We start from the raw sequence: 25,188 nt of genomic DNA, 5'->3' as shown, positions 1-25,188 counted from the left end.
TTGAACCGACAAGCATGGCCGCCGACCGGCTGCCAGCCCGCATATGCCTGCACTGATCGAACACATCGACGCGATCGCCCGCAAGAAGGGGCGCGAGGTCCTGTACCTGGAATTCCACCCGCAACCCTTCGCCGAGTGGCGCGCCTACCGCTACGAGGAAGACCTGGTCCGCAGCGCGGTGCTGGCCTGGCTCGACGCGCACGGCGTGCCCTGGACCCGCTGCGGCCCCTACGCCAACCCCGCGCGCATGGCTCCCTACCTGGGCCAGGTTTACCTCGACGTCCCCTACGACGAAGCGCTGCCCGAGTACTGCCGGCTGCGCGACTACCTCGAACATCCGGACGGGACGATGCGCCATCCCGGCGTGCGTTTCTACGCCATGCCGCTCGATTATGCGATGGAGAATGCCGCGCATGACGAACCGGGGTTCTGGCAACGCTGGGCCGAGGACTTCTGATGGCGACCAACCAGCAATCGCTGCTGCGCCAGTGGCACATGCTGCGCATGGTGCCGCGCGCGCCGCAGAAGGTATCGGCCAAGGAACTGTGCGAACGCCTGGGCGCGGCCGGCTTCGAGGTCGCCAAGCGGACCGTGGAGCGCGACCTGAAGGAATTGTCCGAGGTGTTTCCGATCGTGGTCGACAGCCGCGACAAGCCGTATGGCTGGAGCTGGCTGCGCGAGGCGTCGAGTTTCGACCTGCCCGGGCTGACCCTGCCCGAAGCGCTCACGCTCACGCTGGTCGAGCAGCACCTGCAACACCACCTGCCGCCGAATGCGGTCGATGCGCTGCGTCCGCACTTCCAGTCGGCGGCCCGCACGCTGTCGGCCGTCGACGATGCTTCGCCGCCGCGGGCCTGGCTGGACAAGGTGCGCAGCGTGTCGCCGCAGCAGCCCTTGCTGCCGCCGCGCATGGACGACGAATGCCAGCGCCTCGTGTACCTGGCCCTGATGCAGGACCGCCAGCTCAGGCTGCACTACCGCAAGCGCGATGCCGATGCGCCGACGGTGTATGCCGCGGTCCACCCACTGGCGGTGGTCCAGCGCGGCGGCCTGGTCTACCTGGTGTGCACGTTCGGCGCCTACGACGACGTCCGCACGATCGCGCTGCACCGGGTCCAGCAGGCCGAGGTGCTGTATGAAGCGGCGCGCCGCAAGCCCGGCTTCGACATCGACGCCTACATCGCTTCCGGCCAGTTCGGGGTGATCGCCGGCGCGCCCATCACCCTGCGCGCGGTGTTTTCGCGGGCCGCCGGCGAACACCTATTCGAGACGCCGCTCAGCGCCGACCAGGTGCTGAGCGCCGACGCGGCGGGGCGCCTGCACCTGGCGGCCACCGTCCCGCATACGCGCGCACTGGTGTGGTGGCTGCTCGGTTTCGGCGACGGGGTGCTGGTGCAGGAGCCGGCCGCCTTGCGCGAGGAGCTGGCCGGCGTCGCGCGGCGCATGGCGCAAGCCTATGCCGCCCAGGGTGCGCAGGGAAGCGCTGCGCAGTGCGGCGTGGCCGCTTTCGAGTGCTGACCCGGTCGAGCTGAACCTCGGCGCGCCGCTCGCCGCGGGCTAGGCCAGCAGGGCGGCCAGGCAGCGCTCGGCGCGTTCCGACAACACCAGCTCGACCGCCATCCGGGCCCGGGTCAAGGCAACGAACAGGCGCCGCCGCGCGGCCTCGTCGAGCTCCGCGAAGTCCATCTCGGTGATCACCACGGCCGGCGCGCTCTGGCCCTTGAAGCGGTAGACCGATTCCACCAGCAGCTCGCCCGTGCTCCAGCGCGGCTCGCCATTGGGAGCGTACTCGCCGGTGAAGCGGCGCGTGCGGTGGGGGCCGATGCCGACCCGGTTCAGCAGGGCCGACTTGTCGCGGCCGCGGCCGCCGACCACGGCGATGTCGGCCGGGTCGAAGCCGCGCGCCAGCAATGCGGCCACGGCCGCTTCGGTCTGGGCCAGCAGCGCCGCCTCGGAGCCGTAGGTGCGGATGCCGGGGAGCTCGCCGCGGAAGGGATTCAGGGCCCGGATCGGCGGCCGCACCAGCGCCAGCGCATTGATCAGGTCGCAGATCACGCGCGGACTGCGGAAGTTGTCGCTGCACTGGATCGTGACCGCGTCGCCCAGCTCGAAGCCGTCCTGGCGGTACAGGCGCTGGGCCTCGTCCTCCAGCACGTACAGCCGGCCGTCGGGCTTGAGGCGGCTGCACACGCTTTCCACCCAGCCGGCGTCGAAATCCTGGGCCTCGTCGATGATCAGGAGATCCAGGCTTTGGGCGAAGCCCTTGCTGGCTTCGACGTAGTGCGCGGCCATGCGTTCGAAAGCGGACGGCGAGAAGTCCGGATCGCCCCGGCTGCGCCGGTAGTGCTCGACGCACAGTTCGTGGAAATTCACGATCTCCGCCCTGGGAGAGGCCAGCCGGCGGACATGGTCGGCCAGGCTCCGGTTGTAGCAGACATAGCTCGCGTTCAGGCGCTCGTCGGCGGCGGTCTCGAGCAGCTGCAGGGCGAGCTGGGTCTTGCCGGAACCGGCGGTCGCCTGGATCCGGTAGATGCCGGTCGGCGAGCCGGTGCGGGGCACCCAGGTGGCCAGGCCGTCCGCCAGGCGCCGCACGGCGCCGTTCAGCTGGTCGCGCATCGTCTCCAGGCTGGGCGTCACCTCGAACTGGTTCAGCAGCAGCCGGCGCAGGGCGGCGCGGTCGACCGTGCCTGCCGTGGCCGCGAACCACTGGCGCACGGTCGACACCATGTGGTCGTAGCGGCCGGCGTCGATGACCCGTTCGCGCGGGATCGAGATGAGGTGGCTGTCGCCCAGCGCATAGTCCGGCAGCACCAGGCAGCTCATCAATGGCGTTTCCAGGCCCGCCTCCTGCAGCCGCTTCTGCATGGCGACGCGCTGCAGCCGGCCCTGGCGCGCGACGTCGCATTCGCCGTCGCCGTAGAGCTTGAAGATCTCGCCGTTGCGCAGGATCACCGGGCCGGCCTTCACTTCCATCAGCAGCAGGCAGCCGTCCGGCGCCAGGACCGCGACGTCGATCTCGCCGTAGCGGTCGCGGTCGTCGCGCAGCGTGTGCAGCGGGATGTTGTGGAAGACCTCGAAGCCGTCCGGCAGGTAGTCGCGCAGCCGCTCGAGCACCTCGAGTTCGCGGTAACGGCCGGCATCGGTGCGCAGCGGCGGCAGGAGTTGCGGGGACAAGCTGGCCATGAGATGAGGGAAAGAAAATGAACTTGTCTATTATCAACAAGTTCTGCACCCCCGCACAAGCGAAAGCATGCGACGGCATTTGTCGCCAGGCCGGCGATGATGGCACCGAGGCCGCGACTACCCTGCGTGGGTAAAGTGCAGGCAAACGTCAACGGGGCGATAAAAATGTTTCGATAGTGAAACTATGTTCGATAAAATAGAACAATTGAATTAGACAAATAAAAATTCCTGCATAGTAATGACGCGCGGCGCAGTCCGGGCGGCATGGCACAACTTGATACGGTTCGGATGAATTATCAGCACATTCAGAGTGAGGCCGACGCGCTCGCGTCGGAGCAGGCGGCGGCGAAACCCATTATCGTTGCTTATGGCTTGATGAACGCAGGCAAGAGTTTTTTGATGAACATGCTGACCCAGCATGTTGAGCAAGAATTCTTCAAGACAAACGACGTGCGCGAGACCGTGGTCAACGCGCGCTTCCAGGGCGCCGAGTGCGACTTTCTCGACACGCCCGGCCTGGACGCCAACGACGCCGACGACCTGCAGGCGCAGCGCGGCGCCCGCGAAGGCGACATCGTGCTGTTCGTGCACCAGCCGCAGGGCGAACTCGAAGCCATCGAGCTGGCCTGCCTGGGCGCGCTGCGCGCCACGCTCGGCGAGCATGCGTCCAGCAACATCGTCGTCGTGCTCAGCAAGATCGACAAGGAAGCGGTGGAGCAGATCGACCTGATCGAGGCGCGCGTCGCCCAGCAGTGCGAGCAGGTGCTCGGCTTCACACCGCGCATCCACCGCGTCTCCGGCAAACGCTACCAGGACGGCGTGCGCAAGGCGCAGCCGGTGCTGGCGGCGGCCAGCGGCATCGAGGCCTTGGCCGCGCACCTGCGCCAGCTTGCCGGCGACGTGCGCGCCGTGCGTGCGAGCAAGCGCGCCCTGCAGATCGACGCCTTGCTGGCCCAAGCCGCGCAAGGTCGCCAGCGCGCCGAGGAAGGCCGGCAGGAACTGCGGGCTTCGGTCGTGGCGCGCTTCGGCGCCTTCAACGAACAGGTCGCGCAACTGCGCCGCTACCTGGACGCCGCCGCGGCGGCCTACAAGAAAATCTAAGGAATCGACATGGCATTACCCTGGTTAATCGGCGCCGCCGTGGTCGGCCTCGGCGCGGCGCTTGCGAAAGCCGTCAGCGACAGTGATTCGTCCAGCAGTTCCGGCAGCAGTTCCAGCAGCCACGACGTGGCCGAGGAGCGGCGCCGCAGGGAGGCGGCAAGCGCCGAGCAGCTGCGCCGCGAGCGCGAACGGAAGCGTGCCGACGCGCAGGCCCTGTTCGCGGAGGAAGGCGCACGCATGGGCGCCAGCCTGGCCCAGGCGCTCGACGGCCTTGCCGCCGTGGAAGCAGCCCGCACGACCGCGTTCATCGCGCGCCTGGGCGCGGGCGGCTGCACCTTGCCGCCGGCCGTGCCGGTGCGCGCGGCGGCGCTCGGGGAGGCGCTGAAAGCGGCGTTCCCGAAGGACGCCGAGCTTGTCCGGATCGTCGGCAATCTCGATTTCTACACCCGGGCCTACGACGTGTGCCTACAGGGCAGTCCCGAACTGGACGGCCGGCTCGCCGCGGTCGAGGCGCTGGACGCCGAGATCGCGGCATGGGACGCCATCGCGCAGCAACTGTCGGCGCTGAAGGCCGGAGCGGGAGAGGCGGCATGAAGCGCGAAGGATTCTCGGCCACGGGCATGCGTCGTACCGAACTGCTGGCCTCCTTTGCGGAACTCGAGGGCAAGTTCAGCGACAGCCTGGGCTGGGCCAAGGTCCAGGAGCAGGCGTTCGAGGACCTGCGCCAGAGCTTCATGGCCACCATCGAGCAGCAGCTGAAGCGGGCCGCCGGGCAGCTGCCGAAGGCACATCCGGCCCACGGGCAGATCACGGCTTTCATCGAGCTCATGCGTTCCACGAAGGACGAGTGGAACGCCAAGGTGGCCGGGCGCGAGAAGGGCGTCCGCTTCCAGGAGGACTTCGACGACTCGCTGCTGGTGTTCGTCAACGGCAAGGTCAAATCGGGCAAGAGCTCGTTCGGTAACTACATGGCCTGGGGCCATACCGATCCGACGGCGGCGCTGAAGCAGCAGGTCGACAGCGCCTACGTGCCGGAATTCTTCTCGCACGAGAAGACCGGGGTGCAGGGCGGCGACGAGGCCGGCGAAGCGAGGTCCCGGCGCGAGTTCCGCGTCGGCGCGATCGAGGCGACCAGCACGATCCAGGGATTCCGGCTGCCCGGCCTGACCTGGGTCGATTCGCCCGGCCTGCATTCGATGAACGCCGAGAACGGCGAGCTGGCCAAGGCCTATGTGGGACATGCCGACCTGATCCTCTACACGATGAAGTCGGACGCCCCCGGACGCGAAAGCGACATGTCGGAGATCCAGCAGCTGGTCGGCAAGGAAAAGAAGATCGTGCTGTTGCTGACCGGGAGCGACGACGTCGAGGAGGACGTGGCGCCGGACGGCCTGAGCCTGGTCAAGAAAGTCGTGATGAAGGATGCCGCGCGCAGCGGCCGCCAGGTCGACTACGTGCGCAAGGTGCTGGAAGACGCCTGCGGCGCCGAGCTGGCGGCCGGCATCGACATCGTGCCGGTGTCGGCGCGCTATGCGCAACTCCACGCCGGCGACGAGGCCAGGCTGGCAGAAAGCGGCGTCGGCGCGCTGTTCGGCACCCTGCACCGGATCGCCTGCTCCGAGGGCGTGCGCATCAAGCAGCGCACCCCGATCGTGAACCTGCATCACTTCCTGAAGGCCTGCCATGCGGACCTGGCCCCCTACCAGGCCCTGATCGCGGGCTTCCGCCAGCCGCTGCACGACGCGAAGGGGCGCGCCGACAAGCGCCTGAACACGATCGTCCATGCCGCCCAGGGCGAACTGCAGGGCTTCATCGACCAGTATTTCGAGCGGTTCGAGGCCGGGCGCCACGAGGCAGGCCTGGACGCGCAGCTGGCCGCATTCCGGAAGGACCTGAACGCGCAGATGCAGGAGATCGCGAAGACCCACCTGGCCGCGGTCTTCGAAGACATGATGTCCGGCTTCGCCACCGCGATCGCCGACAGCTACCAGGACAGCGGGCTGTTGCGCCTGCCGGACTTCGAAGTGAAGAAGGTCACCGAGCAGATCCCGCGGGTCAAGTCCGGCACCCGCGGCCGTAACAGCGTGATCGGCAGCGCGCTGCTGGGAACGCTCGGCTTCTTCCTCGGCGGCCCGGCCGGCGCCGGCATCGGCGCGAGTATCGGCGGCGCGCTGGGCGGCGCGTCGGGCGACAGCGCCTCGACCAGCTTCAGCGAAATCGAAGTCACCGTCGGCGACAACCTGCAGGAAATCCGCCTGCAGGCCCTGCGCCAGGCCCAGCAGGCGCTCGACACCGGCATCCGCGACGCCGCCGGCGCCCTGTGGCGCTCGGTCGAGCAGGAAGTGGACGGCCTGCTCGACGCGCTGGCCGCCACCATCGGCCAGTTCGACACCCGCCTGCAGGCGCTGGTTGCCGTCATCGAACAGAAACAGGAGACCCTATGAGCATCGATTCCATCCAGCTGCTCGGCGCCTACGAACAGGCCCGCGCCATCGTCGCCGACCATCCCGAGCTGGCCGCTCAGTTCGCGCCGGTCGAGACCATGTTCGAGGACAAGAAGCGCAAGGCCGACGCGGTCGTCATGGTCTACGGCGTCTACAATGCCGGCAAGAGCACCCTGATCAACGCCTTGCTCGGCCGCGAGGCCGCCGCCGCCGACGACATCCCGCTGACCGACACCGTCACCGCCTACCAGTGGGGCAGCTACAGCATCCTCGACACCCCCGGGGTGGACGCGCCGATCGCCCACGAACAGGTCACCCGCGCCCAGATGCTGAAGGCCGACGCGATCATCTTCGTGGTGGACCCGCTCGGCACCATCGAAGAAGCCAAGACCCTGCAGGTGCTGCTCGACATGGTCGAGGAGCGCAAGCAGATCTACCTCGTGTTCAACGAGAAGAAAGAGGTGGCGGAGGAGACCTACGTTCACCTGAAGGACCAGGTGCGCGCCCGCCTGCAGGCGCTGGCGGCGGAGCGCGGGCTGTCGGACGTGCTGAAGGAAATCCCGATTTCCAAGGTCAATGCGCGCCGCGCCCTGCACGGCATCGTCAGGAACCAGCCCCTGATGCTCGAGATGAGCGGCTTTCCGGCATTCGAGCAGCAGCTCAAGGGCTTCCTGCAGGGCATCGGCGCCAACGAGGTGCTTGGCCGCCTGCAGCGCGAGCTGCAGCTGTTCCTGGATGCGGCGGTCGCGTGCTTCGAGTCGCGTTCGACCTCCGCCACCGTCAAGCGCTACGACCGGCTGCTCCAGCGCCTGAACGCCGAACGGGCGCGCTTTTCGCGCGACATGGCGCGGGTGCTGGCGCGCCAGCGCAGCCACGTGTACGAGATGAGCAAGGTGTACCTGCGCACGGCGCCGGAGGAATGCCAGGGCCAGCTCGAACAGCTGGTGCGCAAGGCCGGCGAGCAGGTCAGCCATGCCCTGGAGGGCGAACTGCAGGCGGTGGTGTCGCTGGTGCAGGCCGAGATCGACGAGTTCCAGGTCAGCCTGCCGCACATCGCAAGGCCGGACGTCGCCGGCGCCGTGCCCTCGTCCGCGGGCTTCGGCGACGCCGACGCCCAGGAGGCGGGGACGGCGAGCACGCCGGGCCCGTCCGGCCCCTCGATCCCGATCAAGGACGCCGTCCAGCAGCTCGGCGGCCTGGCCAAGCCGGAACACATCGTCAGCGGACTGAAGCTCGTCAAGAAGACCATGCCCAGCCTGATGAAGGGCATCGGCGCCAAGACCATGGAGAAGTGGGGCGCGGCCGTGGTCGGCAAGTGGATTCCCTACGTCGGCGTGGCGGCGGCGGTCGGCGAAGGCCTGTACACCCTGCTGAAGGGCGATCCCGAAGCGGACCGCCTGCGCAAGCAGCACGAGGAGCAGCAACGCGCCCGCGAGCGCGCCATCCAGCAGATGGACGACTTCGCACACGGGCTGGCCGAGGGCTTCGACAGCGCGATGGCGGCCATCGTCGCCAGGGAAAGCGCGGCGTTCTTCGAACAGGTGAACGAACAGGTCGCAGGCCTGCGCGCCGGCTTCGGCGAAGCGGAGCAGGAAAACAGCCGCCGCATCGAGCAGGTGCTGGCCGTCAAGAGGGCGGCTGCCGGCGCATGAGCGGCAGCGCGGCGCTGACGCCTTTCCCCTGCAACGGCTGCGGCAAGTGCTGCCGCCTGGTGGACCGCAGCCCCGAGACCGCATGGCTGGACCGGGGCGACGGCACCTGCCGCCACTTCGACGAGGCTGCGCAGCGTTGCACGATCTATGCGCAACGGCCGCTGGTATGCCGGGTGCAGGACTACTATACCGTCCACCTGGCCGACCGCATCGCCTGGGACGACTTCGTGCAGGCGAACCTGGCAATCTGCGCGCGCCTGTAGCCGGGGCATGTGCCGGTCCGCCGCACGCGCGCCCGTCTGCAGGACGATACCGCCCAGGTATCGAACGAATACCAAATCGGTCTTGGACGCGCTCGCCTGAGTTATCTACGCTGCAAGAAAAGGGGCGCCTGCCAAGGTGACTCCACCACAAATGCAGCGGAGACACCATGCAGGCTGAAGCGCAAACACGTTCCGGCGACGACCGGGCCACCGATGCCGGCGCAGGCGCCGCGGCGCGACCGGACGACGCACCCGTTCCGGCGCGGCGCGCCGGCATCGCCGGCCTGCTGCCGGCCATCGTCGCCGGCTTCCTGGCGGTGCTGGTATCGTTTTCCGGCCCGCTCGCCATCTTCTACCAGGCCGCCGAGGCGGCAAACGTCTCGAACGCCATGTTCGCCTCCTGGGTCTGGGGCATCTCGATCGGCGCCGGCCTCACCGGCATCTGGCTCAGCTGGCGCCTGAAGGCGCCGATCATCACCGCCTGGTCGGCGCCCGGCACCGCATTGCTGATCACCCTGTTTCCGCAGCTGTCGGTCAACGAAGCCGTCGGCGCCTACCTGAGCGCCGCCGCCATCCTGCTGGCGATCGGCATGTCGGGCTGGATGGAGCGGGTGTCGAGCTGGGTACCGCCCGGCGTCGCCAGCGGCATGATGGCCGGCATCCTGATTCCCTTCGGCCTGAACGCCTTCAAGGGCGTGGCCGCGATGCCGGTGCTGGTGTTCGGCATGATCGCCGCCTACCTCGTGTTCAGGCGCACGTCGCCGCGCTACTGCGTCGCGCTGCTGCTCGCCACCGGCACCTGCATCGCCTGGCTGAGCGGCGCCACCCGCTTCGGCGGCGTCGACCTGCAGCTCGTGGCGCCCGTCTTCATCGCACCGGCCTGGACCTGGTCGGCGACCTTCAGCCTGGCGCTGCCGCTGGTGCTGGTCACGCTCACCGGCCAGTACCTGCCGGGGATGACCGTGCTGAGGAACGCGGGCTACGACACCCCGGTACGGCCGGTGGTGGTCGGCAGCAGCCTGGCCTCGCTGGCGGTCGCGTTCGCGGGCGGCATCACGATCGCCATCGCCGCCATCACCGCCGCCATGTGCACCGGCCGCGAAGCGCACGAGGATCCGCGCCGGCGCTATGTCGCCGGGCTGGCGAACGGCGCCTTCTACCTGGTCGCCGGCCTGTTCGGCGGCTCGATCGTGATGCTGTTCGCCGCCTTACCGAAGGAACTCGTCGCCACGCTGGCCGGACTGGCGCTGCTCGGCCCCATCCTGGCCAACCTGGGCGCCATGCTGGCGGCCGGCGACCATCGGGAAGCATCGCTGATCGCCTTCGTTGCCACCGCCTCGGGCATGAGCTTCCTGGGGCTCGGCTCGGCGTTCTGGGGCGTGGCGATCGGGATCGTGGCCTGCAGGGTGCTGCATGGGCGCGGCGCGGGGAAAACATCGGACCAGACCCGGGCAAAGACCTGAGGGTTCCAGCGATTGACAACAAAGGAGACGACATGCGACACATCGACGTACACAAGATGGCCGACGCGGCCAGGTTCAACCGCTTCCACGCGGGGATCCTGCTGTGGTGCGCCATCATCATCATCTGCGACGGCTACGACCTGGCGGTGGCCGGCATCGCGCTGCCGTCGATCATGCAGGAAATGGGCGTCACCGCCCAGGACGCGGGCTTCATGGTCAGCTCGGCGCTGTTCGGCATGATGTTCGGCGCAATCTTCCTGGGCACCATCGCCGACCGGATCGGGCGCAAGCTGGCCATCGTGATCTGCCTGTCCCTGTTCAGCGTGTTCACCGCGGCGGCGGGCTTCGCCACCGATCCCTACACCTTCAGCATCATGCGCTTCCTGGCAGGGCTGGGCATCGGCGGGGTGATGCCGAACGTGGTGGCGCAGATGACCGAATATTCGCCCAAGCGCATCCGCTCGACCATGGTCACGCTGATGTTCAGCGGCTATGCCGTGGGCGGCATGCTGGCCGCGCTGCTGGGCAAGGGCCTGATCGAGGCGCACGGCTGGCAGTCGGTGTTCCTGGCCGCCGGCGTGCCGGTGATCCTGATTCCCTTCATCCTGAGGAGCATGCCGGAGTCGATGCCCTTCCTGATCCGCCGCAAGCGCCACGCCGAACTGCAGCGCATCCTGGTCGGCATGGACCCGTCCTACCGCGTGCAGCAGGGCGACCATTACACGCTGCCGGCAATCGACCGCGCCGAAGGCGCGCCGATCGGCAAGCTGTTCCAGGACGGGCGCGGTTTTTCCACCGTCATGTTCTGGATCGCCTTCTTCATGTGCCTGTTCATGGTGTATGCGCTGAGCTCGTGGCTCGCCAAGCTCATGGCCAGCGCCGGCTACAGCCTGGGCTCGGCCCTGACCTTCGTGCTGGTGCTGAACTTCGGCGCCGTCATCGGCGCGGTGGGCGGCGGCTGGCTGGCCGACCGCTTCAACATCAAGCACGTGCTGGTCGCGATGTACGCGCTGGCCGCCGTGTCGATCACGCTGCTGGGCTACAAGGTGTCGACCCCGGTGCTGTTCCTGCTGGTCGGCCTGGCCGGAGCGTCCACCATCGGCACCCAGATCGTCACCTACGCCTATGCCGGCCAGTTCTATCCGATGGCGATCCGTTCGACCGGCATCGGCTGGGCCTCGGGCGTGGGCCGCAGCGGCGCCATCCTGGCGCCGATCGTGATCGGCACGCTGGTGGGCATGGCGCTGCCGCTGCAGCACAACTTCCTGGCCATCGCCATCCCGGCCGTCATCGCCGCCATCGCCGTCGCCTGCATCCGCCACGGCCGTTCGGCCTCGGTGGCCGCCGCAGCCACCCCGGCGCTGCGCACAGCGGCGGCGGCCGAGGCTTCCGAAGCCTGAGCCGCCGGCCGGCTTGCGGCCGCTTACCCCCCCCCGGCCGGCCCGCTCCCCGATCCGACGCCTTGCCACGCGCCGTCCTCCCGCAGGAGGCCGGCGTGCCGGCGCGCGTCCGCAACATCGTTCCATCCCTATCGATACCAACAGGAGACAGTATGAAAGCAGTCAAACACAGCCGCATCGGCGCCTTGCTGGCCACGGCACTCGCATCCAGCCTCTGGAGCACCGCGGCAAGCGCCCAGGGCGCGGTCACGGTGTATGGCATCGTCGACACGGCGCTGGCCCATACCAGTAACGCGGACGCCGCCGGCAACTCGGCGACCAGGCTGTCGTCGCTGACGGGCAGCCTGCCGTCGCGCATCGGTTTTCGCGGCAGCGAGGACCTCGGCAATGGCTTGGCGGCCGTGTTCACGCTTGAAAGCGGCTTCAATCCGGACACCGGCGTGTCGGGCCAGGGTGGCCGGCTGTTCGGCCGCCAGGCCTGGGTGGGCCTGAAGGGAAGCTGGGGCACGCTGCAGGTGGGCCGCATCCTGAACATGACGTTCCTGGCCACCGCCAGGAGCGACGTGCTGGGACCGAACCTGTTCTCCATCAACAGCATCGACCTGTACCTGCCGAACGCCCGCAGCGACAACGCGGTGGGCTACCTGGGCAGCTTCCGCGGCGTCAGCGTCGGCGCCACCTACAGCCTCGGGCGCGACGGGGCCGGCGCGGGCGGCCCGTCGGCCACCAACTGCGGCGGCGAGGTGGCGGGCAACGCCAAGGCCTGCCGCCAGTTCACGGCCCTGCTGGGCTACGAGAGCAAGTCCTTCGGCGTGAACACGACCTACGACCAACTGCAAGGCAACGCGGGCGCGGCGGGCGGCTTGAGCACCAGCGAGCGTTTCGACCGCCGCGTGACCGTCAATGGCTGGACCATGCTGGGGGCGACCAAACTCGGCGCCGGCCTCATCGCCCGCAAGACCGATGCGTCGAGCGGCGTCACGGAGTCGCGCCTGGCCTACCTCGGCATCAGCCAGCCGCTGGCGCCGCGCCTGACCCTGGATGCGCAGGTCGCCCGGCGCGACGTCCAGGATTCCAACGACGACACCAACATGTTTGTGGCGCGCCTGACGTATGCGTTCTCGCCGCGCACCGCCGCCTACGGGGCGGTGGGGCGGATGGACAACCATGGCGCGGCGGCGGTGGCGCTGGACGCCGGCGGCACGGTGGCGCCGGGCAGGGCGCAGAATGGCGTGATGGCGGGGCTGCGCCACATGTTCTGAGCGGCCTTACAGCCCCAGCACGGCGCGCAGGGTGCGCGCGCCGGCCGGCGTCAGGACCCAGAACAGGGCGGCGCAATTGAGCGCCACGGTCCAGTGGAAGGCCGCCTGGAAGCTCGGTTTCGCGGATTTGTGGCGCAGCAGTCTTTGCGCCAGCAGGGCGCCCGGCCAGCCGCCCGCCAGCCCGAGCAGGTGCAGGGTTTTTTCGGGCGTCCTCCGTCCGCCGGCACGCGCGGCGGCCTTGTCGATCGCATAGGCGACGAAGGCAAGGGCGCTCATGCCGAGGTAGAGGAAGAGCAGCAGCGGCGGCGCCAGGCCGGCGACGGCCAGCAGGGCGAGCAGGCCGAGCAGGCCGCCGGCCGCCGCCAGGGACCGTCCCGGCGCGCGCGTGCGGGCGCGCCCCGGTGCGCCGCCGCGGGCGAAGGCCACGTTCGCGGCGCGCGGCTGTCCCTTGTCGTTGACCGTCAACTCGTAGGTGACGATGTCGGCTTCGGCGGGGCGGACGCCCTGGCGCGCGAAGGCCTTGATGTGGACGAAGACCGCCGGGCCGCCTCCGTTGGGGCTGATGAAACCGAAACCCTGGTCGTCTTTCCAGGTGCTGATCTTTCCCTGGTACCGTGGAGGTGTGCGTTCACGCATCCTGGCCATCCCGTTCTGAACAAGAAAGCCAGTGTAGTGCGAGTTTTTCAGCAGGGCAACCGTGAGGGGCGGCCTGCGCCGCCCCGGGGACATCACTGCTGCAGGAAGCTGCGCAGTGCGGCGGTGAAGGCCGCGGGGGCCTCGAGGTTGGAGATGTGCGAGGCCTCCAGCACCTCGACGCGCGCGTCCCGGATGCCGGCGCCGAGCTGCCGGGCATCCTCGACGGTGGTGACCGGATCGTGACGCCCTGCGATCACCAGCACCGGGTTGGGAATCGCGCCGATCGATGCGCGCAGGTCGGCCAGGGCCAGGGCGTCGCAGCAGCCCGCGTAGCCTTCGGGCGACTGTTCGCGCAGGCGCGCCGTCATGCGCGCGACGCCGGCCGCGTGGCCGGCCACGAAACCGGGCGTAAACCAGCGGCCGGCCGCGCCCTCGGCGACGCCGGCCATGCCTTCGCGCCTTACCTGGCCGGCGCGCATGTGCCAGCCTTCGGCAGTGCCGATGCGCGCGGCCGTGTTGGCGAGCACGATCCGGTCGAACCTGTGCGGGGCATGGATGCCCAGCCACTGGCCGGTCATGCCGCCCATCGAAATGCCGCAGAAGTGCGCACGCGCGATGTCCAGCCGGTCCAGCAGGGCCAGCACGTCGCGGCCGAGGCGTCCGAGCGTCACCGCCTCGCGTCCGACCGGCGAGCGGCCGTGTCCGCGGGTGTCGTAGCGCAGCACATGGAAATCCTCGGCCAGCGCCGCGGCCTGGGCGTCCCACATGCTCAGGTCGGTCCCGAGCGAATTCGAGAACAGCAGCGCCGGCCTGGCCGGGTCGCCGTCGAGCTGGTAGTACAGGTCGACGTCGTCGATGCGAATGGAAGGCATGCGGTCTCCTCAGCCCTGGTCGCCGCCGCCGACGGGCAGCACGGTACCGGTAATATAGGACGCTTCCTTCGAAGCGAGGAACAGGATCGCCGCCACCTGCTCGTCGATGGTCCCGTAGCGGCGCATCAGGCTGCTGGTGGTGGTCTGCGCGACGATGCCGGCGTACCAGACTTCTTCCTGCGCGCTGAGCGGGGTGGGGTTGCGCGGCACCTTGCGCGGCGGCGCTTCGGTGCCGCCGGTCGCCACGGCATTCACGCGGATGCCGTCGCCGGCATGTTCGAAGGCCAGGCTGGCGGTCAGCGCGTTCACGCCGCCTTTCGCCGCCGAATAGGGAATCCGGTAGATGCCGCGGGTGGCGATCGAGGACACGTTGACGATCGCGCCCGCCTGGCGTTCGATCATGCCCGGCAGCACCGCGCGGCAGCTCCACAGGGTGGGGAACAGCGAGCGCCGGATCTCGGCCTCGATCTGGGCCTCCTCGTACTCCTGGTAGGGCTTGGCCCAGATGGTGCCGCCCACGTTGTTGACCAGGATGTCGACCCGGCCGTAGCCGTCCAGCGCCTGGGCCACCATGGCGCTGGCCCCGGCATAGGTTTCCAGGTCGACTTCGGCCACGACCACCTGGGCGCCGCACTGGGCCGCCTCGTGCGCGACCTCGTGCACCAGCGGCGAACGGTCGGCCAGCACCAGCTGCGCGCCTTCGCAGGCGGCCGCCAGCGCCACGCCGCGCCCGATGCCCTGGGCGGCGCCGGTCACGAGCATGACCTGGTCCTTGAAACGGTCGGGATGCATCATGCCGCACCTCCGCTGCTGGCCGAGAATTTCTCGAAGTAGAAGTTGGCCGGCTTGACCCCGACGCTGTCCAGCCACCCGCGCACGGCCTCCACCATCGGCACCGGTCCGCACAGGTAGACGTCGACGTCGCCGCCGCCCTTGGGCCCGGCGAGCCATGCCGGTTCCACGTGCGCGGTGGCATAGCCCTTGCGCAGGTGGCAGCTGGCGTCCGCGGACACGCAGGTGAGGTATTCGAACTGCGGGTGGGCCGCGGCGATGCGGTCGAGGTGTTCCAGTTCGACCAGGTCGTGGTCGTTGGTGACGGCGTAGACCATCTTCACCGGCTGGGTGAAGCCCTGTTTGGCGAGCACGTCGAGCATCGACAGGAAGGGCGCGATGCCGGTGCCGCCGGCCAGCAGCAGCAGCGGGCGCTGCACGGGGCGCAGGTAGAAGCTGCCGAACGGTCCGGCGAAGCTGATCGCGTCGCCCGGCCTGGCCTGGCCGGCCAGGTAGCTGCTCATCAGGCCGTTCGGCACGTTGCGCACCACGAAGCTGGCCAGGTCCGCGCCCGGCGCGGAGCTGAACGAGTAGGAGCGCGTCTGGTCGGTGCCCGGCACCGTGAGGTTGACGTACTGGCCCGGCAGGAAGTCCAGGCTGTCCGGCGCATCCAGCGCCACCGTGAAGCGGAAGGTCGAGGGCGACAGCGCTTCCACCGCGGCGATCTTGCCGGGGAAGCTGTGCACGCCGGTCTTGCAGGCGCTCGAGGTGGCCGGGATACGCACCACGCAGTCGGAGGTCGGGCGCATCTGGCAGGCCAGCACGTAGCCGGCTTGCGCGTCCTGGGGCTCGAGCGCGTCCTCGATGTAGCTCTCGGGCGGCATCTCGTACTGGCCCGATTCGCACAGCCCGCGGCAGGTGCCGCAGGCGCCGTCGCGGCAGTCCAGGGGGATGTTGACCTTCTGGCGATAGGCGGCATCCGCCAGTTTTTCGTTGTCGTTACAGCTGATGAAACGGGTGACACCGTCCTCGAACTGCAGTGCGATCGTGTGGCTCATCGTCGTCTCCTGCGTGATCTCTTGCTCGTTGCTGGTTGTTGTTGCTAGATGTGATAGATGTCGATGACCTGGCTGATGTAGTCGTTTTTCAGGACCACATACTTGTCGACGATCTTCGGCGTCGGGCCGGCGAACTCGATCACGTAGCGCGACATGCCGAAGTGGCTGTACGTGGTCTTGTAGCGGTGGCTCAGCGTGTGCCAGTTGAAGCGCACGGTCAGGCGGCTGCCCTCGGCCTTTTCCACTTCGACGTTGGCGATGTTGTGGCTGGTGCGGGTGTCCGGCATGGTGGCGCTGGAACGCTCGGTCTTGATGCGGAACACGCGGTCTTCCAGCCCCTGGCGGCTCGGGTAGTAGATCAGCGAGATCTCGCGCTGCGGATCGCTCACCAGCTTGCCGTCGTCGTCCCAGGCCGGCATCCAGAACTGGACCTCGGGGTCGTAGCACTCCAGCCAGGCGTCCCATTGCTCGTCGTCCAGCAGGCGCGCCTCGCGGTACAGGAAAGCGCACAGTTCCTGCATGCCCGGCGAATTCATCTCGGTGCTCATTTCGCAGCTCCTTCGGCGTCGATTGCCCGTTTCATCACATCGAGCCAGTAGCGGTGCTGGACCGTGTACAGGCCTTCGTCCTCGGTGCGCAGGCCGCTCATCACGGGCTTGAGGCCGATTTCCCTGGCCGCGTCGTCCGCACCCTTGATCCAGTGGGTGGCGCCGCGGCACATGTCGTTCCATTGCATGGCGCTGCCGGCATAGCCTTCCTGGCACGCGCGGAACTCCTCGAGGTCGTCCGGCGTGGCCATGCCGCTGACGTTGAAGAAGTCCTCGTACTGGCGGATGCGGCGGGCGCGCGCCTCGTCGGGTTCGCCCTTCGGCGCGATGCAGTAGATCGTGACTTCGGTCTTGTTGACGGACAGCGGGCGTAGCAGGCGGATCTGCGAGCCGAACTGGTCCATCAGGTAGACGTTCGGGTACAGGCACAGGTTGCGCGAGCGCTCGACCATCCAGTCGGCCATCGGCTTGCCGTGCTGCTCGGCATACTCGGCGTGGCGCGGGAAGTTCGGGCGGTCTTCCGGATTGGCCCACTTGGTCCACAACAGCATGTGGCCGTTCTCGAAGCCGTAGAAACCGCCGCCCTGGCGGCCCCACTTGCCGGCGTCCATGGCGCGGATCTTGTCTTCGCGCGCCGCCTGTTCTTCCTTGCGGCGGCTGGTGGTGGCGGCATAGTTCCAGTGCACGGCGCTGACGTGGTAGCCGTCGGCGCCGTTCTCGGCCTGCAGCTTCCAGTTGCCCTCGAAGGTGTAGGTCGAGGAGCCGCGCAGCACTTCCAGGCCGTCCGGCGACTGGTCGACGATCATGTCGATGATGCGGGTGGCCTCGCCCAGGAATTCCTCGAGCGCGGGCACGTCCGGATTCAGGCTGCCGAACAGGAAGCCCTTGTAGTTGCCGAAGCGCGCGAGCTTCTTGAGGTCGTGCGAGCCTTCCTTGTTGAAGCACTCCGGGTAGCCGGCTTCTTCGGGGTCCTTCACTTTCAGCAGCTTGCCGCTGTTGTTGAAGGTCCAGCCGTGGAACGGGCAGGTGTAGGTCGCCTTGTTGCCGCGCTTGTGGCGGCACAGCTGGGCGCCGCGGTGGCTGCAGGCGTTGATGAAGGCATTCAGCTCGCCCTGGCGGTTGCGCGCGATGAACACCGGCTGGCGGCCGATGTGCGTCGTGTAGTAGTCGTTGACGTTGGCGACCTGGCTTTCGTGGGCCAGGTAGACCCAGTTGCCCTCGAAGATGTGCTTCATCTCGAGTTCGAACAGGCCCTCGTCGGTGAAGGCGCTGCGGTGCAGGCGGTAGTCGCCGGTGGCTTCGTCTTCGATCAGGAAGTCGTCGATGCTCTTCGGCTGGAAGCTGCTGACGGGACGGATCGGAATCATGCTGCTCTCCTCAAGCGGCGGCGCGGGCACGCTCCACCAGCGGGCTCGGGGCGGCGGCGGTGTCGCGGTACAGGCGGAAGTCGAAGTCGATCGACGCGAAGGGCGCGTTCACGCGCTTGGCGTCCAGTTCGGCCGGCTCGGCGATGCGGGTGACCGGCGGCACCAGGCCTTCGCGGCTGGCGAAGGCGAAGTCGTCCCACAGGTATTCGTCGCCGTCGATGTTGATCTGGGTGGTCAGCTTGCGGTGGCCCGGCGCCGACACGAAGAAGTGGATGTGCGCCGGGCGCTGGCCGTGGCGGCCGAGCAGGTCGAGCAGCTGCTGGGTGCTGCCGTCCGGCGGGCAGCCGTAGCCCTTCGGCACGATGCTGCGGAAGCCGTAGCGGCCGTTCTCGTCGGTGACGATGGTGCGGCGCAGGTTGAAGTCCGATTGCGTCTGGTCGAAGAACGAGTAGTTGCCCAGCAGGTTGGCGTGCCACACTTCGACCTTGGCGCCGGCCAGCGGCTTGCCTTCCTGGTCGAACACCGTGCCCTGCATGAACAGGACTTCGCCGCGATCGAGTTCGCTGCCGTCGTCGAGGCGGGCGAAGCCGACGCTTTCCGGCGCGCCGGCCACGTACAACGGGCCTTCGATGGTGCGTGGGGTGCCGCCCGCCAGGCCGGCCCTGGCTTCGGCTTCGTCGGCACGGATGTCGAGGAAGCGCTCCAGGCCGAGGCCCGCGGCCAGCAGGCCCAGTTCGTTTGCCGCGCCGGCGGCCGACATGTACGCGATGCCGGACCAGACTTCGCTCGGGCTGAGGTCGAGGTCTTCGATGGCCTTGCACAGGTCGCCCATCAGGCGGGTCACGACCTGCTGCACGCGCGGGTTGGCCGGGCGGTCGGCGGCGTCGACGATCCAGTTCTTGACGAGGGTATCGATGTCTGCGTGGTTCATGCTTGTCTCCTTGTGTTTTGGAAGGGGGGAAATCAGCGGTCGTCGGACCGAATCGAGGAAGGGTGGCGGCACAGCGGCATGACCTCGATCTGCATGTAGGGGAACAGGGGCAGGGAGCTCAGGAGCGTGTGCAGCTCGTCGACGCTGTCGACGTCGAAGATGCTGACGTTGGCGTACTGGCCGGCGATGCGCCACAGGTGGCGCCACTTGCCCTCGTCCTGCAGGCGCTGGGCCAGCGCCTTTTCGTCGGCCTTGAGCCTGGTGGCCTGGTCCGCCGGCATGGTGGCCGGCAGCTTGACGTTCATGCGAACGTGGAACAGCATGGCGTTCTCCTTGTGCTTGTATTCGCTTGGGTGCTTGATTGAGTCTATTTATGCTTATTTGCGCTGCAGGTAGCGCAGCTTGTCGAGGTCGACGGCAACGCCCAGGCCCGGGCCGGTCGGCACCTGCAGCATGAAGTCGCGGTAGACCAGCGGCTCGGTCAGCACTTCCTCGGTGAGCAGCAGGGGGCCGAACAGCTCGGTGTCCCAGGCCAGTTCGGCGAAGGTCGCGCACAGGTGGGCGGTGGCGGCGGTGCCGATGCCGCCTTCGAGCATGGTGCCGCCGTACAGGCCGATGCCGTTCAGGCGCGCCACGGTGGCCACCTCGGCGGCCGGCAGCAGGCCGCCGGACTGGCAGATCTTGACGGCGAAGACGTCGGCGGCGTCCATGCGGGCCAGCCGCATCGCGTCGTCCGGACCGTGCAGCGCTTCGTCGGCCATCACGGCGACGTCGAAGCGGCGGGCCAGCCGCGCCATGGCGGCGGCGTTGTTGGCCTTGACCGGTTGCTCGATCAGGTCGACGCCGCCGGCTTCCAGCGCCGCGATGCCGCGCACGGCCTCGAGTTCGCTCCAGGCCTGGTTGACGTCGACGCGCACGCTGGCGCGGTCGCCCAGTGCGCGCTTGATCGCCAGCACGTGGGCCACGTCCTGTTCGACCGGGCGCAGGCCGATCTTGAGCTTGAAGATGCGGTGGCGGCGCGCTTCCAGCATCTGCTCCGCCTCGGCGATGTCGCGGCTGGTGTCGCCGCTGGCCAGGGTCCAGGCCACCGGCAGCGCGTCGCGCACCCGGCCGCCGAGCAGGTCGGACAGCGGCACGCGCAGGCGGCGCGCCTGGGCGTCGAGCAGGGCGGTCTCGATCGCGCACTTGGCGAAGCGGTTGCCCTGCACGGCCTTGCGGACCTTCGCCATCGCCCTGGCCACCTGGCTGGCGTCCATGCCGAGCAGCAGCGGCGCGATGTAGGTGTCGATGTTGGTCTTGATGCTCTCCGGGCTTTCCTCGCCGTAGGCCAGGCCGCCGATGGTGGTACCTTCGCCCCAGCCTTCGACGCCGTCCTCGCAGCGCACGCGCACCAGCACCAGGGTCTGGGTGTTCATGGTCGCGACCGACAGCTTGTGCGGGCGGATGGTAGGAACTTCTACCAGGAATGTCTCGATCGTGGTTATCATATTCAATGCGTATAGTGCGGGTCGGTAGAAACACGATAATCCCGCTTAATAGCCCCGTCCAACACTATGTTGGTATCGTTTCGATACCTGGGAGGTATGATGATTGAGCTTCGGCACCTGCGTTATTTCGTCGCCGTGGCGGAAGAACGCAACTTCACCCGTGCGGCCGAGCGGCTGCACATTGCGCAGCCGCCGCTGAGCCGGCAGGTGCAGCAACTCGAGGAAATACTCGGCGTGGCGCTGATCGAAAAGGGTTCGCGGCCGCTGCGGCTGACCGAGGCAGGGCAGTTCTTCCTGGCGCACGCCAAGCCGCTGCTGGACCAGGTGCGCGACCTGAAGGCCATGACCCGGCGGGTGGGAAAACTGGAGCGCACCATCAACGCCGGCTTCGTGGCCTCGACCCTGTACGGCCTGCTGCCGGACATCATCCGGCGTTACCGCGAGGCCCATCCCGAGGTCGAAGTGACCCTGCACGAGATGACCACCGTGGAGCAGATGCAGGCCTTGAAGGAAGGGCGGATCGACGTCGGCTTCGGGCGACTCAAGAGCGAGGACCCGAGCATCCGCAGGATCCTGCTACGCCAGGAACCGATGGTGGTGGCCCTGTTCCCGGGCCACCGGCTGGCCGCCGGGGAGGGGCCGGTGCGGCTGGTGGACCTGGTGCACGAGCCGCTGCTGGTCTACCCGCGCACGCCGCGCCCCAGCTTCGCCGACCAGGTGCTGGCCCTGTTCAGCGACGCCAACCTGCGGCCGGACCATGTGGTGGAAGTGCGCGAACTGCAGATCGCGATGGGCCTGGTGGCGGCCGGGCAGGGCATCTCGATCGTGCCGGCGAGCGTGCAGGGCATGCACCACCGGAACGTGGTGTACCGGCCGATCGGCGACAAGCATGCCTTCTCGCCGATCTTCTTCAGCCTGCGCCACCTGGACCGCTCGCCCGAGCTGGAGGACATGCTGGAGGTGATCTACGCGATCTACGACGACTACGGCCTGCCCCACAACAGGGAAAGCCTGTAGGGGCGAGGCCGGCTTGGCGGCTCAGGGCAGCAGCACCGCCAGCTCCTGCGCGCCCTGGCGCAGCACCGGCAGGAACTCCTTGAGCATCTGCTGCGGCTTGACCCGCGCCGCCTGCGCGCCGACGTTGAGGGCCGCCAGCACGCGGCCCGAGGCGCCGCGCACCGGGACCGCGATCGAGCGCAGTCCCAATTCCAGCTCTTCGTTGTTGATGGCGTAGCCGTCGCGGCGCACCTGCGCCAGCAGCGCGCGCAACTGGTCCGGGTCGGTGACCGTGTGCGCGGTGCGGGCCTGCAGCGGCACCCGCGCCAGGTAGGCGTCGAGCTCGTGCTCGGGCAGCTGCGCCAGCAGCACCCGTCCCAGCGAGGTGCAGTAGGCCGGCAGGCGGCTGCCGGCGCTGAGCGACACCGACATCACCCGCGACGTGGCCGAGCGCGCCACGTACAGCACTTCGTCTTCCTCCAGCACCGCCAGCGAACAGGATTCGTTCAGCGCGCGGCTGACCCCGTCCAGGCAGGGCTGGGCCGACACCGTCAGCGGCGTCGACGACAGGTAGGAATACCCGAGCGTGAGGATCTTCGGGCGCAGCGTGAAGTTGTTCAGTTCCGCATCGACGTAGCCGAGCTGCCTGAGCGTGTGCAGGCAGCGCCGCACCGCCGCGCGCGGGATGCCGGTCTGCTGGCTGATCTGGGCGATGGTCTGCGGCTTGCGCGAGTCGGAAAAGGCGCGGATCACGGCCAGTCCGCGCGCCAGCGAGGTCATGAAATCCGGGTCGGTCAGGGCATCGATTTCGTCGGCGATGCTGGGGGCGCCCGCCAGGGCGTCATGGGTCTTGGTGGAAGGTGGCATGGCGCAATTCTAATGCACGGCGCCGGCCGGACGACAGGCGCGGGAACATTTCCGCTTGACCGCCGCAAACGAAGAGGACTATCCTATTTGTGCGGTAATCGTTCAAATGTGCGATTATCGAACACTCGACACTCGGACCGCGAACGGGTTGAAGCCGTGCGCGGTGCACAAAGGGGAACCCCATGATCGACAAGACATGCGACTCGCTCGAACGGGCGGTCGCCGACATTCCGGACGGCGCAACCATCATGATCGGCGGCTTCGGCAACGCCGGCATGCCCGCCGCGCTGATCGACGCGCTGCTGGCCCAGGGCGCGCGCGAACTCACCATCGTCAACAACAACGCCGGCAACGGCGAGACCGGCCTGGCGGCCCTGATCCGCGAAAAGCGGGTGCGCAAGATGGTCTGCTCGTTTCCGCGCCAGGCCGATTCGCACCACTTCGACGCGCTGTACCGCGCGGGCGAGATCGAACTGGAGCTGACCCCGCAGGGCAACCTGGCCGAGCGCATCCGCGCCGCCGGCGCCGGCATCGGCGGCTTCTTCACGCCCACCGGCTACGGCACCCTGCTGGCCGAGGGCAAGGAAACCCGCGTCATCGACGGCCGCCACTACGTGCTGGAAAGCCCGATCCATGCCGATTTCGCGTTGATCAAGGCGCTGCGCGGCGACCGCTGGGGCAACCTCGTGTACCGCAAGACCGCCCGCAACTTCGGGCCGATCATGGCGATGGCGGCCAAGGTCACCATCGCCCAGGTGGCCGAGGTGGTGGAACTCGGGGCCATCGATCCGGAAACCGTGGTCACCCCGGGCATCTTCGTCCAACGTGTCGTCAAGGAGGCAGCATGAGCCAGGCATCGACCAACGCATCGACCAAATACAGCCGTGAGCAGATGGCCGCGCGGGTGGCGCAGGACATCCCCGAAGGCGCCTACGTCAACCTCGGCATCGGCCTGCCGACCAAGGTGGCCAACTTCCTGCCGCCTGAACGCGAAGTCTTCCTGCACAGCGAGAACGGCCTGCTCGGCATGGGCCCGGCCCCCGCGCCAGGCGAGGAAGACGAAGACCTGATCAACGCCGGCAAGCAGCCGGTGACCCTGCTGACCGGCGGCGCCTACTTCCACCATGCCGATTCCTTCGCCATGATGCGCGGCGGCCACCTGGACATCTGCGTGCTGGGGGCCTTCCAGGTGTCGAGCACCGGCGACCTGGCCAACTGGCATACCGGCGCGCCGGACGCGATTCCCGCCGTGGGCGGGGCGATGGATCTCGCGATCGGCGCCAAGCAGGTGTTCGTGATGATGGAGCACCAGACCAAGACCGGCGAATCCAAGATCGTGGAAGGCTGCACCTATCCGCTCACCGGCATCGGCTGCGTCGACCGCATCTACACCGACCTGGCCGTGCTCGACGTGACGGCGCAGGGCCTGCGCGTGCGCGAGATGGCGCCGGGCATGACATTCAAGGACCTGCAGGCAGTCACCGGTGCTGCGCTGCTGCCGCCAACCGAAGGAGAACAAGCATGACCGACGCTTACATTGTCGACGCGATCCGCACCCCGATCGGCCGCTACGGCGGCGCCCTGAAAGACCTGCGCGCCGATGACCTCGGCGCGCTGCCGATCCGCGAGCTGATGCGCCGCAATTCGACCGTCGACTGGAAGGCCGTCGACGAAGTGGTCTACGGCTGCGCCAACCAGGCCGGCGAAGACAACCGCAACGTGGCGCGCATGTCGGCCCTGCTGGCCGGCCTGCCTGAAGAAGTGCCGGGCACCACCGTCAACCGCCTGTGCGGTTCGGGCATGGACGCCGTGGGCGTGGCGGCGCGCGCCATCCGCAGCGGCGAGGCGCGCCTGGTCATTGCCGGCGGCGTCGAGTCGATGAGCCGCGCGCCCTTCGTGATGGGCAAGGCCGAATCGGCGTTCTCGCGCAGCGCGCACATCTACGACACCACGATCGGCTGGCGCTTCCCGAACCCCCTGATGAAGCAGCTGTACGGCACCGACGCCATGCCCGAGACGGCCGAGAACGTCGCCGACGACTACGCGATCAGCCGCGCCGACCAGGACGCCTTCGCCCTGGCCAGCCAGGACAAGGCCGCGCGCGCGCAGAACGCGGGCATCTTCGAGCAGGAGATCGTGCCGGTGCTGGTGCCGCAGAAGAAAGGTGAAGCGCTGCGGGTGGCGCAGGACGAACATCCGCGCGCCACCAGCCTGGAAGCGCTCGCCAAGCTCAAGCCGGTGGTGCGCCCGGATGGCAGCGTGACGGCCGGGAATGCCTCGGGCGTGAACGACGGCGCCTGTGCGCTGCTGCTGGCCAACGCCGACGCGGTGGAGCAGTATGGCTTGACGCCGCGCGCGCGCATCCTCGGCATGGCCACCGCCGGGGTGGCGCCGCGCATCATGGGCATCGGGCCGGCGCCGGCCGTGCAGAAGCTGCTGCGCCAGCTGGACATGCGCCTGGACCAGTTCGACCTGATCGAGCTGAACGAGGCGTTCGCCTCGCAGGGACTGGCGGTGCTGCGCATGCTGGGCCTGGAAGACGACGATCCGCGCGTGAACCCGAACGGCGGCGCGATCGCGCTCGGCCACCCGCTCGGCATGAGCGGGGCGCGCCTGGTCACCACCGCCACCTGGCAGCTGCAGCGCAGCGGCGGCCGCTTCGCGCTGTGCACGATGTGCATTGGCGTGGGGCAGGGTATCGCGATCGCCATCGAGCGCGTTTAAGCGCACCTCACAATTCCCCCAATAGCTGCGTTGCATCGTCTCGCCGTACTAGCGTACTGCCTTCGACGATGCGCCTTGCTCTTGGGGTTTTGTGAGGCACTCGTTAAAGAAAAGCGTCCGGAACCCGGCCCGCTTTTGCCGATCCAATCCCGGGTGGGCATTC

25 protein-coding genes are annotated in these 25,188 nt (G+C 68.4%); 14 read left to right on the top strand and 11 right to left on the bottom strand.

Translation table 11 applies throughout. The features are described from left to right. The first annotated feature begins 43 nt into the window (after positions 1-43). Positions 44-457 (top strand): hypothetical protein, encoded by a 414-nt coding sequence (locus AB3347_RS11010; RefSeq protein WP_369091835.1) that lies wholly within the window; start codon positions 44-46, stop codon positions 455-457. Then, positions 457-1,518 carry a helix-turn-helix transcriptional regulator gene (locus tag AB3347_RS11005; protein ID WP_369091834.1) on the top strand — a complete coding sequence of 354 codons (1,062 nt, stop codon included), beginning with the start codon at positions 457-459 and terminating at the stop codon, positions 1,516-1,518. Before AB3347_RS11010 ends, AB3347_RS11005 begins: the two co-directional genes overlap by 1 nt. A 39-nt stretch (positions 1,519-1,557) precedes the next feature. On the opposite strand, the gene AB3347_RS11000 is transcribed toward AB3347_RS11005, so the two are convergent. Beyond that, the gene (locus AB3347_RS11000) at positions 1,558-3,183 is read right to left on the bottom strand and encodes an ATP-binding domain-containing protein (RefSeq protein WP_369091833.1); all 1,626 of its coding nucleotides are present in this window, start codon (positions 3,181-3,183) and stop codon (positions 1,558-1,560) included. Positions 3,184-3,447: 264 nt separating this feature from the next. On the opposite strand from AB3347_RS11000, the gene AB3347_RS10995 reads away from it, so the two are divergent. The 8 genes from AB3347_RS10995 (at position 3,448) to AB3347_RS10960 (ending at position 12,768) form a co-directional block, all read left to right on the top strand. After that, positions 3,448-4,284: a GTPase gene (locus AB3347_RS10995; protein WP_369091832.1), complete on the top strand. Its 837-nt coding sequence runs from the start codon at positions 3,448-3,450 to the stop codon at positions 4,282-4,284. A 9-nt stretch (positions 4,285-4,293) separates the two neighbouring features. Then, positions 4,294-4,878: a hypothetical protein gene (locus AB3347_RS10990; protein ID WP_369091831.1), complete on the top strand. Its 585-nt coding sequence runs from the start codon at positions 4,294-4,296 to the stop codon at positions 4,876-4,878. Beyond that, a complete protein-coding gene (locus AB3347_RS10985) occupies positions 4,875-6,728 on the top strand; it encodes a dynamin family protein (protein WP_369091830.1) in 1,854 nt (617 codons plus the stop codon). The genes AB3347_RS10990 and AB3347_RS10985 overlap by 4 nt, the downstream gene beginning before the upstream one ends. Continuing rightward, positions 6,725-8,380, top strand: a complete 1,656-nt coding sequence (locus AB3347_RS10980; RefSeq protein ID WP_369091829.1) for a GTPase — start codon at positions 6,725-6,727, stop codon at positions 8,378-8,380. Before AB3347_RS10985 ends, AB3347_RS10980 begins: the two co-directional genes overlap by 4 nt. Next, the gene (locus AB3347_RS10975; RefSeq protein WP_369091828.1) at positions 8,377-8,643 is read left to right on the top strand and encodes a YkgJ family cysteine cluster protein; all 267 of its coding nucleotides are present in this window, start codon (positions 8,377-8,379) and stop codon (positions 8,641-8,643) included. The genes AB3347_RS10980 and AB3347_RS10975 overlap by 4 nt, the downstream gene beginning before the upstream one ends. Positions 8,644-8,810: 167 nt before the next feature. Beyond that, positions 8,811-10,106, top strand: a complete 1,296-nt coding sequence (locus AB3347_RS10970; protein WP_369091827.1) for a benzoate/H(+) symporter BenE family transporter — start codon at positions 8,811-8,813, stop codon at positions 10,104-10,106. Positions 10,107-10,138: 32 nt separating this feature from the next. Further along, complete coding sequence (locus AB3347_RS10965) at positions 10,139-11,506, top strand: MFS transporter (protein ID WP_369091826.1); 1,368 nt, start codon at positions 10,139-10,141, stop codon at positions 11,504-11,506. A gap of 152 nt (positions 11,507-11,658) precedes the next feature. Then, entirely contained in the window at positions 11,659-12,768 is a 1,110-nt protein-coding gene (locus AB3347_RS10960) for a porin (RefSeq protein WP_369091825.1), read from the top strand. A 6-nt stretch (positions 12,769-12,774) separates the two neighbouring features. Here AB3347_RS10960 and AB3347_RS10955 read toward each other — a convergent pair whose 3' ends face one another. The 9 genes from AB3347_RS10955 to AB3347_RS10915 all read right to left on the bottom strand — a co-directional run bounded on the left by AB3347_RS10955 (position 12,775) and on the right by AB3347_RS10915 (position 20,438). Beyond that, positions 12,775-13,404: a DUF1294 domain-containing protein gene (locus tag AB3347_RS10955; protein WP_369091824.1), complete on the bottom strand. Its 630-nt coding sequence runs from the start codon at positions 13,402-13,404 to the stop codon at positions 12,775-12,777. A gap of 92 nt (positions 13,405-13,496) precedes the next feature. Next, positions 13,497-14,276: a 3-oxoadipate enol-lactonase gene (pcaD, locus tag AB3347_RS10950; RefSeq protein WP_369091823.1), complete on the bottom strand. Its 780-nt coding sequence runs from the start codon at positions 14,274-14,276 to the stop codon at positions 13,497-13,499. A 9-nt stretch (positions 14,277-14,285) separates the two neighbouring features. Then, positions 14,286-15,068: a 1,6-dihydroxycyclohexa-2,4-diene-1-carboxylate dehydrogenase gene (locus AB3347_RS10945; protein WP_369091926.1), complete on the bottom strand. Its 783-nt coding sequence runs from the start codon at positions 15,066-15,068 to the stop codon at positions 14,286-14,288. Beyond that, positions 15,068-16,105 (bottom strand): benzoate 1,2-dioxygenase electron transfer component BenC, encoded by a 1,038-nt coding sequence (gene benC / locus AB3347_RS10940; RefSeq protein ID WP_369091822.1) that lies wholly within the window; start codon positions 16,103-16,105, stop codon positions 15,068-15,070. The genes AB3347_RS10945 and benC overlap by 1 nt, the downstream gene beginning before the upstream one ends. Before the next feature lie 44 nt (positions 16,106-16,149). After that, entirely contained in the window at positions 16,150-16,641 is a 492-nt protein-coding gene (benB, locus tag AB3347_RS10935; protein ID WP_369091925.1) for a benzoate 1,2-dioxygenase small subunit, read from the bottom strand. A gap of 8 nt (positions 16,642-16,649) precedes the next feature. Continuing rightward, positions 16,650-18,020, bottom strand: coding sequence for a benzoate 1,2-dioxygenase large subunit (gene benA / locus AB3347_RS10930; protein ID WP_369091821.1), 1,371 nt, complete (start codon positions 18,018-18,020; stop codon positions 16,650-16,652). Between the two features lie 10 nt (positions 18,021-18,030). Beyond that, positions 18,031-18,951, bottom strand: coding sequence for a catechol 1,2-dioxygenase (catA, locus tag AB3347_RS10925; protein ID WP_369091820.1), 921 nt, complete (start codon positions 18,949-18,951; stop codon positions 18,031-18,033). A 32-nt stretch (positions 18,952-18,983) separates the two neighbouring features. Continuing rightward, positions 18,984-19,274: a muconolactone Delta-isomerase gene (catC, locus tag AB3347_RS10920; RefSeq protein WP_369091819.1), complete on the bottom strand. Its 291-nt coding sequence runs from the start codon at positions 19,272-19,274 to the stop codon at positions 18,984-18,986. A 54-nt stretch (positions 19,275-19,328) separates the two neighbouring features. After that, the gene (locus tag AB3347_RS10915; RefSeq protein ID WP_369091818.1) at positions 19,329-20,438 is read right to left on the bottom strand and encodes a muconate/chloromuconate family cycloisomerase; all 1,110 of its coding nucleotides are present in this window, start codon (positions 20,436-20,438) and stop codon (positions 19,329-19,331) included. 102 nt (positions 20,439-20,540) lie between these two features. On the opposite strand from AB3347_RS10915, the gene AB3347_RS10910 reads away from it, so the two are divergent. Continuing rightward, a complete protein-coding gene (locus tag AB3347_RS10910) occupies positions 20,541-21,455 on the top strand; it encodes a LysR family transcriptional regulator (RefSeq protein WP_369091924.1) in 915 nt (304 codons plus the stop codon). A 21-nt stretch (positions 21,456-21,476) separates the two neighbouring features. On the opposite strand, the gene AB3347_RS10905 is transcribed toward AB3347_RS10910, so the two are convergent. Next, the gene (locus AB3347_RS10905; protein ID WP_369091817.1) at positions 21,477-22,301 is read right to left on the bottom strand and encodes an IclR family transcriptional regulator C-terminal domain-containing protein; all 825 of its coding nucleotides are present in this window, start codon (positions 22,299-22,301) and stop codon (positions 21,477-21,479) included. A 182-nt stretch (positions 22,302-22,483) separates the two neighbouring features. Here AB3347_RS10905 and AB3347_RS10900 point away from each other — a divergent pair, with 182 nt between their 5' ends. From AB3347_RS10900 to pcaF, 3 genes are read left to right on the top strand one after another with little or no spacing between them, the layout of a single operon-like run. Next, positions 22,484-23,149 (top strand): 3-oxoacid CoA-transferase subunit A, encoded by a 666-nt coding sequence (locus AB3347_RS10900; RefSeq protein WP_369091816.1) that lies wholly within the window; start codon positions 22,484-22,486, stop codon positions 23,147-23,149. Beyond that, positions 23,146-23,826, top strand: a complete 681-nt coding sequence (locus tag AB3347_RS10895) for a CoA transferase subunit B (protein ID WP_369091815.1) — start codon at positions 23,146-23,148, stop codon at positions 23,824-23,826. Before AB3347_RS10900 ends, AB3347_RS10895 begins: the two co-directional genes overlap by 4 nt. Next, complete coding sequence (gene pcaF / locus AB3347_RS10890; protein ID WP_369091814.1) at positions 23,823-25,025, top strand: 3-oxoadipyl-CoA thiolase; 1,203 nt, start codon at positions 23,823-23,825, stop codon at positions 25,023-25,025. The genes AB3347_RS10895 and pcaF overlap by 4 nt, the downstream gene beginning before the upstream one ends. Positions 25,026-25,188: the final 163 nt, after the last annotated feature.

The organism is Massilia sp. X63, from assembly GCF_041023745.1.
GTDB lineage: Bacteria > Pseudomonadota > Gammaproteobacteria > Burkholderiales > Burkholderiaceae_D > Telluria.
The sequence above is the reverse complement of the archived record's forward strand: the minus strand, read 5'-3'. Positions and strand labels throughout refer to the sequence as shown.

What these genes read in the sequence shown, in the direction of transcription:
- benC (WP_369091822.1), bottom strand. Translation starts at nt 16,105, where the DNA reads ATGAGCCACACGATCGCACTGCAGTTCGAGGACGGTGTCACCCGTTTC.
- AB3347_RS10995 (WP_369091832.1), top strand. Translation starts at nt 3,448, where the DNA reads ATGGCACAACTTGATACGGTTCGGATGAATTATCAGCACATTCAGAGT.
- AB3347_RS10945 (WP_369091926.1), bottom strand. Translation starts at nt 15,068, where the DNA reads ATGCATCCCGACCGTTTCAAGGACCAGGTCATGCTCGTGACCGGCGCC.
- AB3347_RS10960 (WP_369091825.1), top strand. Translation starts at nt 11,659, where the DNA reads ATGAAAGCAGTCAAACACAGCCGCATCGGCGCCTTGCTGGCCACGGCA.
- AB3347_RS11000 (WP_369091833.1), bottom strand. Translation starts at nt 3,183, where the DNA reads ATGGCCAGCTTGTCCCCGCAACTCCTGCCGCCGCTGCGCACCGATGCC.
- AB3347_RS10900 (WP_369091816.1), top strand. Translation starts at nt 22,484, where the DNA reads ATGATCGACAAGACATGCGACTCGCTCGAACGGGCGGTCGCCGACATT.
- AB3347_RS10970 (WP_369091827.1), top strand. Translation starts at nt 8,811, where the DNA reads ATGCAGGCTGAAGCGCAAACACGTTCCGGCGACGACCGGGCCACCGAT.
- AB3347_RS10975 (WP_369091828.1), top strand. Translation starts at nt 8,377, where the DNA reads ATGAGCGGCAGCGCGGCGCTGACGCCTTTCCCCTGCAACGGCTGCGGC.
- catC (WP_369091819.1), bottom strand. Translation starts at nt 19,274, where the DNA reads ATGCTGTTCCACGTTCGCATGAACGTCAAGCTGCCGGCCACCATGCCG.
- AB3347_RS10965 (WP_369091826.1), top strand. Translation starts at nt 10,139, where the DNA reads ATGCGACACATCGACGTACACAAGATGGCCGACGCGGCCAGGTTCAAC.
- pcaD (WP_369091823.1), bottom strand. Translation starts at nt 14,276, where the DNA reads ATGCCTTCCATTCGCATCGACGACGTCGACCTGTACTACCAGCTCGAC.
- AB3347_RS11005 (WP_369091834.1), top strand. Translation starts at nt 457, where the DNA reads ATGGCGACCAACCAGCAATCGCTGCTGCGCCAGTGGCACATGCTGCGC.
- AB3347_RS10955 (WP_369091824.1), bottom strand. Translation starts at nt 13,404, where the DNA reads ATGCGTGAACGCACACCTCCACGGTACCAGGGAAAGATCAGCACCTGG.
- benB (WP_369091925.1), bottom strand. Translation starts at nt 16,641, where the DNA reads ATGAATTCGCCGGGCATGCAGGAACTGTGCGCTTTCCTGTACCGCGAG.
- AB3347_RS11010 (WP_369091835.1), top strand. Translation starts at nt 44, where the DNA reads ATGCCTGCACTGATCGAACACATCGACGCGATCGCCCGCAAGAAGGGG.
- AB3347_RS10980 (WP_369091829.1), top strand. Translation starts at nt 6,725, where the DNA reads ATGAGCATCGATTCCATCCAGCTGCTCGGCGCCTACGAACAGGCCCGC.
- AB3347_RS10895 (WP_369091815.1), top strand. Translation starts at nt 23,146, where the DNA reads ATGAGCCAGGCATCGACCAACGCATCGACCAAATACAGCCGTGAGCAG.
- AB3347_RS10990 (WP_369091831.1), top strand. Translation starts at nt 4,294, where the DNA reads ATGGCATTACCCTGGTTAATCGGCGCCGCCGTGGTCGGCCTCGGCGCG.
- AB3347_RS10985 (WP_369091830.1), top strand. Translation starts at nt 4,875, where the DNA reads ATGAAGCGCGAAGGATTCTCGGCCACGGGCATGCGTCGTACCGAACTG.
- benA (WP_369091821.1), bottom strand. Translation starts at nt 18,020, where the DNA reads ATGATTCCGATCCGTCCCGTCAGCAGCTTCCAGCCGAAGAGCATCGAC.
- catA (WP_369091820.1), bottom strand. Translation starts at nt 18,951, where the DNA reads ATGAACCACGCAGACATCGATACCCTCGTCAAGAACTGGATCGTCGAC.
- pcaF (WP_369091814.1), top strand. Translation starts at nt 23,823, where the DNA reads ATGACCGACGCTTACATTGTCGACGCGATCCGCACCCCGATCGGCCGC.
- AB3347_RS10905 (WP_369091817.1), bottom strand. Translation starts at nt 22,301, where the DNA reads ATGCCACCTTCCACCAAGACCCATGACGCCCTGGCGGGCGCCCCCAGC.
- AB3347_RS10915 (WP_369091818.1), bottom strand. Translation starts at nt 20,438, where the DNA reads ATGATAACCACGATCGAGACATTCCTGGTAGAAGTTCCTACCATCCGC.